The organism is Maridesulfovibrio sp. FT414, assembly GCF_050916235.1.
GTDB lineage: Bacteria > Desulfobacterota > Desulfovibrionia > Desulfovibrionales > Desulfovibrionaceae > Maridesulfovibrio.
Genome location: NZ_CP104854.1, coordinates 3,873,831 through 3,890,541, shown reverse-complemented (window position 1 = coordinate 3,890,541; position 16,711 = coordinate 3,873,831). Strand labels below are relative to the sequence as shown.

12 protein-coding genes and 2 tRNA genes are annotated in these 16,711 nt (G+C 49.9%); 3 read left to right on the top strand and 11 right to left on the bottom strand.

Annotated elements, in window-relative coordinates:
- Positions 1-43: 43 nt before the first annotated feature.
- From N7E73_RS17225 to putP, 3 genes are all read right to left on the bottom strand, one after another.
- On the bottom strand, positions 44-412 hold the full coding sequence (locus N7E73_RS17225; RefSeq protein ID WP_432736159.1) for a response regulator: 369 nt from the start codon (positions 410-412) through the stop codon (positions 44-46).
- 122 nt (positions 413-534) lie between these two features.
- The gene (locus tag N7E73_RS17220; protein ID WP_432736158.1) at positions 535-1,701 is read right to left on the bottom strand and encodes a THUMP domain-containing class I SAM-dependent RNA methyltransferase; all 1,167 of its coding nucleotides are present in this window, start codon (positions 1,699-1,701) and stop codon (positions 535-537) included.
- A 352-nt stretch (positions 1,702-2,053) separates the two neighbouring features.
- Entirely contained in the window at positions 2,054-3,526 is a 1,473-nt protein-coding gene (putP, locus tag N7E73_RS17215; protein ID WP_432736157.1) for a sodium/proline symporter PutP, read from the bottom strand.
- A 388-nt stretch (positions 3,527-3,914) separates the two neighbouring features.
- On the opposite strand from putP, the gene N7E73_RS17210 reads away from it, so the two are divergent.
- Entirely contained in the window at positions 3,915-4,280 is a 366-nt protein-coding gene (locus N7E73_RS17210) for a hypothetical protein (protein WP_432736155.1), read from the top strand.
- Positions 4,281-4,338: 58 nt separating this feature from the next.
- Here the strand turns inward: N7E73_RS17210 and N7E73_RS17205 are convergent, their stop codons facing one another.
- The 6 genes from N7E73_RS17205 to murA form a co-directional block, all read right to left on the bottom strand.
- On the bottom strand, positions 4,339-4,572 hold the full coding sequence (locus tag N7E73_RS17205; RefSeq protein ID WP_432736154.1) for a hypothetical protein: 234 nt from the start codon (positions 4,570-4,572) through the stop codon (positions 4,339-4,341).
- Between the two features lie 606 nt (positions 4,573-5,178).
- Positions 5,179-7,119 (bottom strand): methionine--tRNA ligase, encoded by a 1,941-nt coding sequence (gene metG / locus N7E73_RS17200; RefSeq protein ID WP_432736153.1) that lies wholly within the window; start codon positions 7,117-7,119, stop codon positions 5,179-5,181.
- Positions 7,120-7,333: 214 nt separating this feature from the next.
- Positions 7,334-8,728, bottom strand: coding sequence for a regulatory iron-sulfur-containing complex subunit RicT (ricT, locus tag N7E73_RS17195; RefSeq protein ID WP_432736152.1), 1,395 nt, complete (start codon positions 8,726-8,728; stop codon positions 7,334-7,336).
- 237 nt (positions 8,729-8,965) lie between these two features.
- Positions 8,966-9,370: a response regulator gene (locus N7E73_RS17190; protein WP_432736151.1), complete on the bottom strand. Its 405-nt coding sequence runs from the start codon at positions 9,368-9,370 to the stop codon at positions 8,966-8,968.
- Between the two features lie 124 nt (positions 9,371-9,494).
- Complete coding sequence (locus tag N7E73_RS17185; protein WP_432736150.1) at positions 9,495-11,897, bottom strand: DNA internalization-related competence protein ComEC/Rec2; 2,403 nt, start codon at positions 11,895-11,897, stop codon at positions 9,495-9,497.
- Positions 11,898-11,912: 15 nt separating this feature from the next.
- Positions 11,913-13,166 (bottom strand): UDP-N-acetylglucosamine 1-carboxyvinyltransferase, encoded by a 1,254-nt coding sequence (murA, locus tag N7E73_RS17180; RefSeq protein WP_432736149.1) that lies wholly within the window; start codon positions 13,164-13,166, stop codon positions 11,913-11,915.
- Positions 13,167-13,906: 740 nt separating this feature from the next.
- Between murA and N7E73_RS17175 the strand changes: the two genes are divergently transcribed.
- Both N7E73_RS17175 and N7E73_RS17170 read left to right on the top strand, forming a co-directional pair.
- Positions 13,907-13,982 (top strand) — tRNA-His (locus tag N7E73_RS17175).
- A 42-nt stretch (positions 13,983-14,024) separates the two neighbouring features.
- Positions 14,025-14,100: transfer RNA gene (locus tag N7E73_RS17170), tRNA-His, on the top strand.
- A gap of 49 nt (positions 14,101-14,149) precedes the next feature.
- Here N7E73_RS17170 and N7E73_RS17165 read toward each other — a convergent pair.
- Positions 14,150-14,680 (bottom strand): HD domain-containing protein, encoded by a 531-nt coding sequence (locus tag N7E73_RS17165; protein WP_432736148.1) that lies wholly within the window; start codon positions 14,678-14,680, stop codon positions 14,150-14,152.
- A 72-nt stretch (positions 14,681-14,752) separates the two neighbouring features.
- Complete coding sequence (gene selB, locus N7E73_RS17160) at positions 14,753-16,660, bottom strand: selenocysteine-specific translation elongation factor (protein WP_432736147.1); 1,908 nt, start codon at positions 16,658-16,660, stop codon at positions 14,753-14,755.
- Positions 16,661-16,711 lie beyond the last annotated feature (51 nt).

The following is a 16,711-nucleotide window of genomic DNA, read 5'->3' as shown; positions in this document are numbered from 1 at the left end:
TGAAGAATATGCAACAGATCAAACCGTTAAAGTACAAATTAAGCTACTGACTGAGCAGATCGTCAACAGCAGCAAGAATGGCCTTTGAATTGAAAGGCTTGGTAAAAGTATACTTCACTCCGAACATCTTAATCCAGTCGAGGGAATCGTAATTCGCTGAAGAGCTGCCACCGGACACAGCTATAATCTTAACATCCGGGTTTTCCTTCATAAGCTCACGAACGGTCTGGACCCCTTCCTTTTCAGGCATGAAAATATCTGTAATAACAAGATCAATCAAACTGCTGTCATAGTTCCGTACGGCCTTTGAGCCGTCCTCGGCCTCAGAAACCTGATGACCTTCCTTTTCCAGCATTGCCCTGAGTACCTGGCGTGAAATCGGATCATCATCAACGACGAGAATCCTGGGCATAAACAAACTCCTTTAGAACAAGCAATCCATAATAAATTCCGCTGTCCACCTCACGGACGGGTAAGACTTTAACTTAGCAATTACCTGTAAAAAAAATAAATTTCAAGGCTTATGCCGGAAAATTAACTACGGTCCTTTCCAAATCCCTTAAAGATTTCATACTCAAGAAGCCGGCATTCAATCTTTGCATTGAAAAAGACCACACGGCTGGCAGTCTTCAGCCCGATAAATTTGGCCAGCTCCAGATTGCCGGTAAAGACATATCCCCTGTAGCCCTGACACTTGTTCTTGAAAAAATCACCGATGGCAGCGTAAATTTTCTCAAGCTTGGTGCGATTGCCAAGCCTCTCCCCATATTCGGGGTTCATGATAACAATACCGCCGCCCTCGGGGATTTCCGTATCACGGAAATCGCAGACATCGAATTTAATATGGTGCTCCACACCTGCTGCACGGGCATTCTTGCGGGCGGCTTCCACTGCCTCGGGATCAATATCAGTGGCTATGATCTGTCCGGACAGCGAATCCCTTTCACGATCTTCAGCATCAATGCACAGATTTTCCCAGTACTCCGGATTATAACCGGGAATCTTTTTGAAGGCATATTCCTCGCGCATAAGCCCCGGAGCTCCGTTCAGAGCCACAAGGGCGGCCTCAATCGCCAAAGTTCCGCTGCCGCACATGGGTGAAACGAAATTACCCTTTCCATACCATTTGGCAGCCCTGATAAGGGTAGCTGCAAGAGTCTCCTGCAACGGAGCCTTGTGCGGGAATTTGCGGTATCCGCGGCGGGAAAGAGGTTCACCCGAAGTATCGAGGTACACGGTGCACTCGTCATCCCGCCAATGCAGAAAAACCACGATACCGGACATATCCGGTCCTGAAGAGGGGCGACGGCCGGTTTTCTCACGGATGCGGTCAACAATTGCATCCTTCACCTTAACATTGGCAAACCGCGAATCATTCACGATTTCAGTTTTAACCGAAGAAGTAACAGTCAGGTATCCGTCTGGAAGCACGATGCGCTCCCAGACCATATCCTTTACCTGCGTGTAGAGCTGATCCGGTGTTTCGGCTTTGAAACGCTTGAGCTGGTACAAAACCCTATGTCCGCAACGAACCCACAGGTTCAGGCGCATACATTCGTTCAACGAGGCTTTGATTTCTGCACCGGCAGGAAGTTCTGCACGAACCGCAAAGCCCAGACGACCGATCTCCTCGGCCAGATAGGGGGTAAATCCTTTGGGACAGGTCACTAGAACAACACTTTTCCGTTCGAAATCAAGCATAACTACCTCATTTTGCGCATGGCGCATTTTATAAAAATCCCCGGAGACCGTTTCGGCCCTCTCCGGGAAGTCTCAAACTTCATCGTCAATTGAACTTCCGAGAATATTTTCGCATCAGGCCTGTCTGCAGCGAGAATACTTTGCCACTTTAAACGGCAAACCGTCATTTATACTGACATGAGCTGGAGGCTGACAGAAACACTATACAGCGAAGGAGTATTGCCTGTAAGGCATAAGACCCCAGCTCTCAAAAATCCGCATATTGGTTTATATAACGATCCGACCAATAAAAAAAGGCCCTGCCGGATACGGGCAGAGCCTTATAAACACAACGGGCTGAAACCACAAGTTTCTATTTTTTCAGCTCAAGTCTCATCTCGTCGAAATCAGCGAGAATTTTTTCATTCTTCTGAGGAGCAATTGTGTCGACAAGGAAAATGGTCAGGAAGTTGGCGACAAACCCGGGGACGATCTCATACATCTGCGCACCAAGCCCTGCATCCTTCCAGAAAACCAGTACAAGGGTACCGACCACCATACCGCAAAGTGCGGAAAGCCAGGTTGTCCTGCGGCTGAAAAGCGCGAAAAGGACCACCGGACCGAATGCAGCACCGAAACCGCCCCAGGCATACGCGACAAGTCCAAGGATGGTGTTACCGGGAGTAAGGGCCATGCTCATGGCAATAATGGAGATGATCAGAACGCAAAGACGCCCTACAAGGATGAGTTCCTTTTCAGAAGCTTCACGGCGCAGGATCTTCTTGTAAAAGTCCTCGGTAAGTGCGGAAGAGGAAACCAGCAGTTGGGAGTCGATTGTAGACATGATTGCAGAAAGTATTGCGGCAAGCAGCACCCCTCCGACCCACGGGTTGAAGAGTTTGCCGATCATGTAGATGAATACCTTTTCCTGCTCTCCGCCGTGAAGACCATCAAACATGGGAATAGCCACCATACCAACCACAACCGCGCCGCCAAGGGAAATAATAACCCAGATCAATGCAACTGCAGTGGCCTTGGGCAGTTCGCTGATGGAACGGATACCCATGAAACGGGTAAGGATGTGGGGCTGTCCGAAATATCCGAGGCCCCATGCCATGGTGGAGATGATAGCCAGCACGGATACGGCCTGCCCGCTGCCGTTATGGAACAGACTGGTGGAAATATGCTTGGAGACCATATCCGCTTCAACAACAGAAATCCCGCCGTTATCTATGGTTCCAAGCAGAGGAACAAGGACGATGGCAAAAAACATGAGCGCGCCCTGAAAAAAGTCTGTCCAGCACACAGCCATGAACCCACCCATAAATGTGTAGGCAACAATAACGACTGCACCGGAAATAACGGCCACAGAGTAATCGATATTGAACATAGACTCAAAGAGCTTGCCAGCGGCGACCAGCCCTGACGAAGAATAGATGGTGAAGAATATCAGAATGATCACTGCAGATCCGACTCGAAGCAGGCTGGTGGGATCGTTGAACCTCTTCTCAAAAAAGGATGATATGGTCAGGGTGTCGGTCAACTGGGTGTACACACGCAACCTTGAAGATACGAAAATCCAGTTGAGAGCTGTACCGATGAACAGGCCAATGGCAATCCAGGCCTCGGTCATCCCGCTGAGGTAAATGGCTCCGGGAAGCCCCATGAGCAACCAGCCGGACATATCACTCGCCTGAGCCGAAAGAGCTGTAACCCAGCCGCCAAGCCCGCGACCGCCGAGGATATATCCTTCAATATCTGAGGTCCTTTTATAGAAGTACCAGCCCACGGCGAGCAGGAAGACCAGATACACTGCAAAAGTAAGCAAAGTCTCAATTTGAATCACAATAAATCCTTTTTGAAAAAGTAAACAACAACATAAATTCCAAACCGCAAAAAATGGGGCTAATATTTAACTAGCCTGAGAACTTTGGACAAGATATTTTTTTTCAGCGTTGATTGTTCGGATCAAATAGACTTTTCAAAATTACTGTTCAGATTTTGCGAATATAATAAAATTTTCAACATTCATTAGAAATAATCATAAAATATTTAACACAAGAATGGACATATTGCAGAAGGACGTGTTGCCAATGGGGAATCATCCAAAAAATCAATCTCGAAAATCCACCCCATGTCTCGTCTTGACAGATACTACGGGATGAATTCAGACTGCACCAAAGGCAAATCATGGCCGAACAGGTCGAAACAGAATAATAATAACGAGGTGTTAAGTGCTTCCACTCATACTTGCCGGAGCGACACTGCTCGCAATTATCGGAATTTCCATTTACGCACGAATGAAGGGGCAAAGCGGATTCGGAGTATTCTTCCTGCTCTACAGCGTAATCTCGGTCATAGTGCATTTTGTAACTTCCGATGCCGCAGTTCGCTATAATATCATAAAAATACTGCCCCAGATCGGGGTCATAATCTGCTCAGGCGGGGTTATCTTCGCACAGGCGAAAGGCAAAAAGAAAATAATCTACGCCCTGCCGGGACTGATCATTATCGGGATCGCAATTTTCCTCAATCTTCCGTCCAACCCACCGGAAATACAGACACTCGTTAACGCAACAAACCAGACTACAGCCCCGTAAAAACAAATCCCCTGCTCTGCAAATTTTGCGAAGCAGGGGATTTTTCCTGATAATCATCTTACTGTACAACCCGTCTGCCCGACTGCATCTTTTCAATCACGCCATAGATCATGTCCGCAAACTTACGCAGTCTTGCAGCGTAAACTGCATCTTCCATTTCATCGGCATCCTGCTCCGCCAGCACCGCGACAGCTTGCAACTGTACAGCCCCTTGAGCCGGGGATAGATTTCCTGCCTTCATTTCATCGGATATGTATTTAACCTGATCAGCGTATTTCTTAAGGTAATTCATCTCACTTCCAACAGATAATCTTCAAAAAAAATTGCCATTCCACTCAGTTATATTTAATAAAGGTTCGACACTGCTATTTAACACAGAACGCATACCGAGCTAAATTTATAGAATTTCATACGGTCCCCTTTAATACAGGGAACGGACTGAATAGGAGATTTTTATGGACCAAAACTATGTAAACTTCGGATACAGGATCATTAACCTGATATTTGTGGGGACAATACTCATATTTCCCGCTATCTACACATCCAGAATAGCTTCCGCGAAATCACGCAACGCGGTATTATGGTTCATCATTGGCCTATTCACTAACATTTTGGGTGCAATATTAGCATCTGTAATTACACCGAGAGCAGATGGTAAAAAATACATTTTTTGCCGCAACTGCTCACTAGTAATTCCGGCAGTAACAAAAGTCTGTCAGCATTGCGGAGAGAATTATACAGTATAAACAGTGTAGTTACAGATAGTATTAAACACTGCCGGTTACACAGGAAGCTACACAAGACGTTGTCCTCCAGCACACAAGAAAAGCCCCGCTTTTACACAAAGCGGGGCTTGATTTTTATATAATCACCCGGAATTTACATCCGGATTTCATTGCTAGGAAACCTTGCAACCGTTGCAGACTGGCGCAGTTACGGTCAGCAGCTGCATTTCGTCGCCGTTTCTGACGGCAAGTATCATTCCCTGAGAGACTTCGCCACGAAGCTTGCGCGGCTGAAGGTTGACCACAACCACAACCTGACGTCCTTCCAGTTCTTCAGGCTTGAAGAATTCCGCAAGACCGGCAACAACCTGTCTGGGTTCATCATCACCAGTGTCAATCTTTACGACCAGCAGCTTATCGGCATCCGGATGTTTAGCCACTGAAAGCACTGTTCCGACACGCATGTCCACTTTCTGGAAATCAGGGAATTCGATGACTCCGGGAATCTCGGTCTTCTCTTCCTTGGTTTTCTTCTTGGAAGGCTTGGCTTCGTTGACTTTGGGAGCAGGCTCTTCCTTAGGAAGCTCAACACGGGGGAACAGGTTGGACTTGCTGGCAACTTCGGTGCCGGATTCAAGCAGTCCCCAGACATCAATTTCACCCTGCAGATTAACTTTTTCCGGAGAAAAACGCAGCCCCAACTGCTCAAGCATTTCTTCACTGGCTTCAGGCATTACCGGCCAGAGGTGTACGGCTATTTTACGCATATTCTCAAGCAGCACGTACATTACCGTTCCCAGACGGGACTTGTTACCTTCTTTGAAAAGGGTCCAGGGCTGGGTGGTATCAATGTATTTGTTCAGGCCGCGAACGAGTTCCCAGAGGCCTTCAAGACCACGGGAGAATCTGGCTTCAAGAAAATTATTCTGGAACTCGGCCATAGCCTTGCGTCCCAGGCTCTTGATTTCGCAATCCTCCTCACCTTCATCGCCGGGCACGGGAACCTTTCCGCCGAAATACTTGTGAGTCATGGACAGTGTGCGGCTGAACAGGTTGCCCAGATCATTGGCCAGATCTGCATTGAGACGTCCGACAAGGGCTTCTTCCGAAAAGCTGGAATCATTGCCGAAAACCATCTCGCGCAGCAGGAAATAACGGAAAGCGTTCACACCGTAACGTTCGGCCATCTCAAGGGGGGAAACAACATTACCCAGAGACTTGGACATCTTGGTGTCCTTGATGAGCCAGTAACCATGCACGTTCAGGTGCTTGTAGGGGGCAATGCCGGCAGCCTTGAGCATGGTGGGCCAGAAGACAGCGTGTGGCTTGAGAATATCCTTGGCAACCAGATGATTTACGCCGGGCCAGAATTTTTTGAATTTCTCGCCTTCCGGGTATTCCAGGGCAGTAATATAATTGATGAGGGCGTCAAACCATACATAAGTCACAAAATTATCATCAAAGGGAAGCTCGATACCCCACTCAAGACGGGTCTTGGGTCTGGAAATGCAGAGGTCTTCAAGAGCGCCGGACTTGAGAAGGCTCAGAACCTCGTTGCGGTATCTTTCAGGACGGATAAAGTCTGGATTGGCAGTGATGTGACCGATCAGCCAATCCTGATATTTGGACATCTTGAAGAAATAGTTCTTTTCGGCAATATATTCAGGAACCGTTTCGTGCTGCGGGCATTTTCCGTCAACAAGTTCCTTTTCTGTATAAAATCTTTCGCATCCGAAGCAGTAATGCCCGCCGTACTCACCGAAATAAATATCACCTTTATCATAAACCTTCTGCAGAACTTCCTGAACGCACTTGATGTGCCTGTGTTCGGTGGTCCTGATGAAGTCATCGTTTTCTATCTGCAGACCGGGCCACAGACTGCTGAACAAGGCACTGATCTCGTCCACGTATTCGCGGGTTGTAAGCCCGCCCTTTTCCGCAGCCTGGACGATCTTGTCGCCGTGCTCATCTGTTCCGGTAAGAAAGAAAGTTTCATCTCCCAAAAGCTTATGGAACCGACTCATGGAATCGGCAACAATAGTAGTGTATGCGTGCCCAAGGTGAGGCTTGGCATTAACATAGTAAATGGGAGTTGTAATATAAAACGAATCCAAAATCAGTCACTCCTGTTACGGTGATAACAATCGGATTTGAAAAGATTGAAATATCAGCAGCGATACTATCGCAAAAACAAAATCCGAAACATTGAAAGACACGAAAAAAGTCGTACAGCCGGGTGAGAATACTTACATTATCATCCGGCCGCAAGGCTTGTCCGCGCAACGGGCAGTCCGCCATATAGCGGACAACCCGAATATATGCAAATTTTTAATTTTTACGCGATCCGGTAGGCTTACGTCTGCGTCTGCGCCTTGAAGGACGCCGCCCTTTACCTGCCTTTTTATCCTTTGCTGATTCAGTTCCAACAGCGTCCTGCTGTTCAGCAGTGGAATTCTGTTCCTGAACCTCCTGCCTTTCCGGAACGGAAGAATCTGCAGAAACTACCGGCTGCTCATCAACCTTTTCAGGCTGCACAACCTCAGCGGTCTGCTGTTCAACCTGTTGCACAGCAGGTTCCGGTTGCTTTGGAGACTGTTTTCTACCGTCGTTCCTGCCCTTATCTGAGTCTGAACTTTCAACACGGGGTTTGGACTGATCCCGACGCTCGGGCCGTCCGCGCCCTCCGCCATCGGAGTAGTCTTCAAACGGGTCAAAACGGAGACTTTCCTCAAATTCACGAAGATCTGCGGCGTCTTCGTATTCCTTCATGGAAATCTTCTCCGGCTTTGCACGGAAAGGACGTTCCGGTCTTTCAAACCTTGCCGGACGCTCTCCCGCTCCTTTCTGTTGCGGACGAGAAGATTCCTTGCGCGGCTCACGCTCCTGCTGATCAGCCTGCCCTCCACGAACCGGAGCCGACTGACGCAGGACATCAGGCCAATCATCAAGTGAAATTTCGATTTCCTCACCCTCATCTGGCAATACAGTCAGGGCATTGCGGAAAAAGTTAGACCTTGTAACCCGCACACTGCCATGTACCGTATTGTAGCGCTTGCCGATTTTTGGGCACTTACGGTGGAAATCCTCATAGTTGTCCTGCTCAAAGGACAGGCAGCAAAGCAGTCTTCCGCAGATTCCGGAAATCTTTGTCGGATTGAGGAAAAGGTTCTGCTCCTTGGCCATACGGATGGTTACAGGCATAAACTTGCGCATGAACCTGCGACAACAGCAGATCTGTCCGCAGTTGCCGATGGCACCGAGCATCTGGGTTTCGTGACGAACCCCGATCTGGCGCAGTTCAATACGGGTCCTGTATTCCTTGACCAGCTCCTTTACCAGCTCACGGAAATCAATCCTTCCCGGGGCGGTAAAATAAAAAATCATCTTGCTGCGGTCGAAAAAGACCTCAACGTCAACCAGCTTCATCTCAAGGTTCTGCCTGTCAATGCAGTCCTTGCAGAACCTCAGGGCGGTACGGGAAAGATCACGGTTTTCCTTGTCCGCTTCAAGATCCTCTTCCCCGGCCAGCCGGTATATGGTCTTCAGGGAATCTTCGCTGACATCTTCGGGCAGATCCTGCTGAACCACGAAAACATTTCCAAGCCCCATTCCCTGCTCGGTTTTTACTATGACTGAATGCCCTTCGCGCACAACGAAAGGCCCGGACGAGAAATAATATATCTGCCCGAAATCGTTAAACTTAACACCTAAAATTTGAGACATTACAACAGAACCTTATATAGACCGTCACTCAGGACGGATAAAACTTGATATGAAGAGCACACAATAGAACACTTCCAGATGAACTTCAATTGTGTTTTTTTAATATAACGTCTTTAAATAAAACAAAATAAAATATTACGCAAAAAAAATCCGCAGCAAATGCTGCGGATTTTGTCCTTTTTCGGAAAAACTCTAATCAAAACTGCTACAGCGCAGAAAAATTCGGAAACAGGCTGGCTATCCTTGCAAGGTAAAGCCCAGATTGCCCAGTTCCTTGAGGAGCTTGCTTTCATCAATAGGCTTGACCAGATACGAAGTTGCTCCACCAAGGAAAAACGCGTCGTGGGTTTCCTTGCGGTCATCAAGCATGGTTGTGACAATAACCTTCACGCCTTCTTCTTCGGCAATCTCAAAATCTTTTTCAATGGAGCGCATTTCGCGCAGGGCCTGCTGCCCGTCCATCTCAGGCATCACCAGATCAAGACAAACCAGATCGTAACGCTTGCCGTCCTCAAGGCCTTTCTTGAATGCAAAAACAGCCTCTTCACCGTTAACGGCAATGTCACACCGGGCATAGGGTTTCATGATCTCGTGCAACATGTTGCGGCAATAAAAATCATCATCGACAATCAGCACTCGCATGCAGGCAGACCTCCGTACCTTATTAACTTCACACAAAAAACACTCCACTGCGGAGTACATTGTCACTTTTAATCTTGAAAATCAAGTTTCCATCCGGAGATTATTAATATTAGTGATCGCCTCGCTAATACCACCGTCTCATTGTCCCGTTGCTGTTCCATGATATGGAAATCATGCCGGAGTCTGCCGTAGTATCCAAAGGTATCTCCCGTTTCACAAACTCATTGCGCACCTTTTCTGCAACAAAATTGAAACGATTCAGCACACCGCAGGCAGCAAGCACAATTTCCGGATCAACTCGGTCATACAATTGAGTGGAATACCCCCCTGCACTGCCGTGATGGGGAAGAATCAGAATCTGTGACTTCAGATCCAGCCCGCTTTTCAGGAGATCTTTTATTCCCTTACGATCCAGATCTCCGGCAACGGAAAGCAGCGGCCGACCGTTCCAGACAAGTTTCAAGTACAGGGAACGGTCATTCTTCTTCCCGCCGAACCCTGCTGAAGGATGCATTATTTCAAGCGACAGGCCCGGCTCCAGAAATATCAGGGCACCTTGTCCAAGAACCTCCGGCTCAAGTCCAGCCTCGGCAAAGGCCTTTGCAAACCGCTCTCCGAGTTCACCCGCAGGCATATCTCCGTTGCAATAGAAATGGCTGACCCTGAATTTTTCAAGCAGAAAGGCCAATCCGCCAGCATGATCACTGTCACCGTGGGTCAGGAAAATATTATCAACCTCCGGAAAAGCCCCGTAACACAGCCACGGCCCCACAACAGCACGTCCCATGTCAAAATCACCGAAGCTGCCGCCACCGTCAATTACAGTGCGCGAACCAAGAGGTCCGGTAATAACCACACACTGCGACTGCCCGGTATCAAGCAGGTCCATGCGCACTCCCCTTTCCTCAAATGTCGGGTAAACGCGCAACCCGACAAGCAGCACCAGCGGCAGCACCAGAAACTTCACCCACTTGTACTGATGGGAGACGAGAAACAGCACCCCTCCCAACAGAAGGTAATAACCCAGCACCCCTTCCCATTGGGGACGGTAAGAAGCGTATTCCGGAAGAAAGCCGTTCTCCGCAGCAATCCGCACCAGCGACAGCATCTGCTCAAGGCACCAGCTTCCGGCAGAAAAAAGCTGCTGTGAGACCTGAGGGCAGAAATATGATGCTGCCAGCCCTCCAAAGCCGCAGACCGGTACAAGAAACAGGCCAAGTAACGGAACAAAGAACACATTAAAAAGAACGTTCGGCAAGACGGTACCAAAATTCCAGACCAGGACCGGGTACAAGGCAATATTGGCGCACAAGCTGACATACAGCACGGCCAGAAGAAAGGAGCACCCCTTGGAGAGAGCTCCACTGCCTGAGGGCAGGAGCTTTCTGAAAAACGGAAAAAGCAGGCCAATCCCTGCCACCGCAAGGACGGAAAGCTGGAATCCGAGATCGAACACACTCAGCGGAGAAAAGACCAGAATAAGCACCACGGCCAGAAACAGGCCGTCCAGCAAAATGTGTCCCCGGTCCACGAGCAGTAACAACCCCCAGAACCCGAACATGCACCCGGCCCTTAATAGCGAAGGGGAGAACTGACCCAGCCAGAGGTAAAAAAGCACAAGTGGAGCAGCCAGAAGGACGCCCAGTTTCAGCCGGGAAATCCGCAGATATGCTCCCGGCGCAACGAAGCCCACCACCCACGCGAGCAGAAATCCAAGAGAAGCCACGAACCCCACATGCAAACCGGAAAGGGCCAACACATGCGACACCCCCGCCCGCCTGACGAGTTCAACTGTATCTTTTGACAGAAAAAAACGGTCTCCGGTCAGCAGGGCCGGAAAAAAAGCTCCGCCCTGAGTCGGAGGAGCGTTCTGCAGAATGTGCGTGCGCAGGGAAATACGCAGCTTCTGCAAAAAATCAGGTTCATAGGGTTTAAGTTCGCCGTCCTTGAGCGGACCGCTGGTATAGGCACGATAAAATATATTCTTACTGCGGCTGTAAAAACCGTAGTCCCAGAGTCCGCTGTTGCGGAAACCTGTGGCCGGCTTGACCCTCTGCACGAACTCAACCTTCTGTCCCACCAGCGGAATCAGGTCCGGTTTTTCCCAGGTCCAGTTCAGGTAGCCTTCAAGCACGGACTGTCCCTGTGTCGAATTGCAGACAACATCCTGCAGGAGGATATTCAGCTTGTTGCCCGGAGCCGAGTGCACTGCATGCACCTGCCCACTGACCAGCACCTTTTCCCGCTTTTCCATCCACTCCGGCATAGGGCCGGCCGGATCAGGCAGCGCAAAGTTCCCATACCAGCCGCCCAGCCAGAAAAGCAGGATCAGCAGAACTACACCCCCCTTTTCAAGCCGGAAACATATCAACAGGAAAACATAAATGGAAAATGCAACAAAGGCGGGGAAAAACCATTTAATGGAAAGAATGCCGAAAACAAAAGCGGGGACGAGCTTCTGCCAGAGAAACAGGCCCGGTAAACCGAGCCTGCTCATTGAATTCAAATCGGAATCTGCAAAACTCATAGCGGCAATTGCCCGCTATTCCTTTTCACGCCAGATACGTGCTCCAACAGCTGAGAGCTTGTCTTCCAGCTTCTCGTAGCCACGGTCAAGATGGTAGATGCGCTGGACATCAGTCCGCCCGTGAGCGGCCAGACCGGCCACAACCAGCGAGGCACTTGCCCGCAAATCTGAAGCCATTACCGGAGCTCCGGTCAGCTGTTTTACCCCGCGGACCATGGCAGTACGACCTTTGAGCTTGATATTCGCGCCCATGCGCACAAGCTCGGAGACATGCATGAAACGGTTTTCGAAGATTTTCTCTTCAATGGTACCGGCCCCATCGGCAAGGCACATCAGGGTCATAAGCTGGGCCTGCATGTCGGTGGGGAAACCGGGGAACGGCTGGGTGGTGATGTCCACGCCGGAAACAATCCCGTTGGTGCGGCGTACGCGAACCCCGCCCTCTTCCTCCTGCAGCCAGACGCCCATCTTGCGCAGCTTGTAGACAACCGCATCCAGTTCCTGAAACGGACAGTCCTCAATGAGCAGCTCGCCGTTGGTCATGGCGGCAGCAACCATGTAGGTTCCGGCTTCAATACGGTCAGGCATGATCTTGTAATCACAACCCTTCAGCGAAGAAACGCCTTCAACCTTGATGATACTGGTGCCCTGTCCCGAAATCTTTGCTCCGCAGGCGATAAGGAAGTTTGCAAGATCCACAACTTCCGGCTCACGGGCAGCGTTTTCTATTATAGTGTTACCTTCTGCGATGGAGGCGGCCATAAGCACGTTTTCAGTGCCGCCGACGGTGGGGAAATCAAAATGGATGTGTGCGCCCTTCAGTCCGTTGCAGCGTCCGTGAATGTAACCTGAATCAAGATCGAAAGTGGCTCCCATCTGCTCAAAGGCAGTCAGGTGCAGATCAACAGGCCGGGCACCGATGGCACAGCCTCCGGGTAGCGCAACCTTGGCTTCACCCTTCAGGGCCAACAGGGGACCGAGACAGAGAACTGATGCACGCATGGTCTTAACCAGATCATAAGGGGCCTCAATCTTGAGGTCACATACGCAGCTCTTGACGTTGTTGCCTTCGAAAGAAGTCTCGCAACCGAGAATTTCCAGCAGCTTGAGTGTGGTGTGGATGTCCCGCAGACGGGGAACATTGCTCAGATTAACCTCGCCCTGCGGCAGGATGCAGGCCAGAAGAATGGGCAGAGCCGCATTCTTGGAACCACTCACCTTGATGGGACCGTTGAGGGGAACCCCACCTTCAATAACTAATTTATCCATTCTCTATCCTTAAATATCCCGGGAAGTATCCGGCTCGTTCGTCCGGCGACTGTCCGAGGCCCTGCAGGGCTATTTTTATTGCGCAACGCGCTTTTGATAATCGGAGATTGTATAACGTATGCCTCCGGCGGCCCCTGCCGGGGGCCTTAAACCCTTTTGCAAATTAGGGTTTAAGAATCCCAAAACCTTTTAATAGGGCTTCGCCGCTTTGTACGACAAACTGTATTGATCAATACCCGTAATAAAAGATGTTACATAGACTCATATAATGTAAAATTTTGTACAGATAATCTTTTGACTGATTTTGAGGCCAACAGCCTCACTGCTTCATATGGCAAAACGATGCAAAGACAAAATGGGAATCCCAAACACAGCTGACACTTTGGTACTTTTTAAAAAAATTGCCGCACAAAGCATATAAAACAGGTTAACAGCTGGTCTTGTTTTCAAATAAGATACGGTTGAATCTTAAAGCAGTCTTTCTCTCGTTGGCGCTGAGTATTCGAAAGACTGCCAGCCAAATTACAATATGTTTCTCAAAACCGAAATTTAAATGGCACAAAAAAGCGGATTAGTGAATACGGTGCTTAGGTTATTCCGTAGGAAACATCAAATGCAAATCGCGAACTACCCGGCATTATTTCCTAATTCAAACAGTTTATTAGTAACCAAATTTAAAAATTCTGCAAAAATCTCTTGACCATCAGACCCGGCTTGGGTAAACACCCTTCTCACACGCGGTGGGTGTAGCTCAGTTGGTAGAGCACTTGGTTGTGGCCCAAGTGGCCGAGGGTTCAAGTCCCTTCACTCACCCCATTTGACATCTAAGGGATCGGGAATCCCTGACCCCTTTATAAGGTGGGTGTAGCTCAGTTGGTAGAGCACTTGGTTGTGGCCCAAGTGGCCGAGGGTTCAAGTCCCTTCACTCACCCCATATTTGAAAAAGACCGGAAATTTTCCGGTCTTTTTTGTTTTGTGCCTCATTAATACTCATATCCGTCGATTTTGCCGCGCAACCGCTTCCCAAGAACTTCCGAAGCATCGCCGAGTTCATTAAGAATCAACTCCGCCTCTGCTCGGTATGCTGCAATCTTCTCGACGGTCCAGTAATGCGGCGGAGGCTGCAAATTCACCACCCGATCCGCCAGCTTGACGATCCAGACCTCACGCGGACATTGTTTTATCCTTTTCAGACTGTCCAGCATGCCGCTACGCTTATCTGGGAAATCCTTGCTCTTGGTCAATGCAGACACTCCTGCAGCCACATCATCCCCGAAAATAGCCTGAATTTCTTCCAGTGATGTTTCCGTATCCTCAACCGTATCGTGCAGCAACGCACACTGCACCGCCAGATCAGAATAATGGAACTCTTCTGCCACCACCGCCACCAAAACCTCCATAGCCACATTGCCAACATGGTTCACATAAGGCAGATTCGATCCCGGAACCTTCTGCCCTGCATGTCTTGCGCAGGCGAAATTCCACGCCCGCATATATTTATCCGGATTCCACATTTCGACCTCGCTATATGTCTATGCCTGCCTTGCAAAACAAAACCCCGGACTCAGATGAACCCGGGGCTTATTCTATACCTGTTTGCGCAGCCTGCGCTTGTCACCAACGCGCATAGTGAACTTTTCCTTATCCATGTATTCAAGCAGCGGAATGGAAAACTTGCGGGAGATACCCACCAGATCCTTGAAATCCTGCGGCCCGAGCTCCTCGTTTTCGGCAAAATAGCCTTCGAGGGTTTTCTGGAGCCCGTCCACCGCCGACTTGGCAAAATACATATCCTCTTTGATCCTGACCACCAAACCCTCATCCTGAAGGAGCCTGTAAACAGGTGCGGCCTCCTTGAAAACAAGCTCCAATGGATCAAGAATATCCTTGATGTTCGGCGGGGTCAGACCGCCCTTTTCATAGGCATCAAGCAAAGTGTCACGCAGTTTCTGCTGATCGGAAGCCAATGAAACCTTATGTCCGGGCAGATGCAGAATCTCCTGCGCCACCACGATTTCATTCTTCTTTATCAGCCGCTCCACCAGTGCGTGGAAAAGCTTCTGCGGCAACCGTTTACCGAAGGTTGAACCAATCTCTCCGCGGGAAACCCCCGGTTTCATAGGCTCTTTCCTATGGAATTCCTCAAGGTGACTGATCAGCCCCAGAGAGAGATCATCAACACGGCTTCCGGCCACGTATGAACGGCTGTCCTTGTCGAAAAGAAAAACCTTCTGCTGCCCGCCCATGGTCTGAAGCAGCTTTTCCAACGACTTTGAAGCGGTGTTGGTCAGGATGGAAAGCTGCTGGAAGGTAAGTCCTTCGTTGCCGGCAAGTTCAAGCTGGGTCTGGACCAGATCCTCAGGTTCTGCACCTATGAGCGAGTCAAGACGCTTCACGTCATCGGAAAAACGTTTAACCTTGCGGCCCAGCGGGTTGATGATGCTGCCCCCGGCCACCGTGCGCAACGGCGAAAAAGACCGCAGGACAACCCTATCCCCGTAGACCCCGGTCATGGGGCTGTCGAAACGCATCTGGCAGACGGCGCGCTCACCTTTCTCCAATTTTTCGCGATCAAGGAAATATACCTTGGCCATTACTTCCTTGGACCCGTGGTGAAAATGGATTTCCTTACGGTGCTTGAGCGACTTGGGCGAAGATGGCAGGCAGGTCAGTTCCACATCCCACACAGAGGACGGAAAAAGGGTTCCCGGACGGCCCAGCACCTCGCCGCGTTCGATGTCTTCCACTTCCAGCCCGTGCAGGTTCACAGCGGTCCTGCGTCCGGCCGGTGCGGTCTCAACGCTCGATCCGTGCGACTGCAACCCGCGGACCTTGGTCTCGGTCATTTTCGGGTACAGCACAACATCATCACCAAGGGACAGCTGCCCTGAAATGAGCGTGCCGGTCACTACCGTGCCGTGCCCCTTCATGGTGAAAACCCTGTCCACAGGCAGTCTTGCCAGATCGGTACGCCGTTTGGGTTCGAACCCTTTCATGAAGGCCGCAATCTCGACCTTGAGTTCTTCCAGCCCCTGCCCGGTGTGCGAAGAAACCGCATGGATCGGAGCCTCAGCCAGAAAGCTCGACGCAAGAAAATCGCGTACGTCTTCCTTGACCATCTCCAGCCAGTCCTCATCGACCATGTCCACCTTGGTCAGGACCACAAAGCCCTTCTCGATCCCCAGCAGGGTGCAGATCTCCAGATGCTCACGAGTCTGGGGCATAACGCCCTCGTCAGCAGCTATGACCAGCAGAACAAAATCAATGCCCGCAGCACCGGCGACCATGTTTTTCACAAACTTCTCATGGCCCGGTACGTCAATAATACTGAGCGGCTCTGTTGCGCCAATATCAAGACTTGCAAAGCCAAGCTCAATGGTGATCCCGCGCTTCTTCTCCTCGGCCAGACGGTCACAGTCCGTACCGGTCAAAGCCTTGATCAAACTGGTCTTGCCATGGTCTATATGACCCGCAGTTCCCATAACTACCGGCATTGATACTCCTTATATTTGGAGCCTCCTACGGCATCGCGGAGGCTCCCCTAG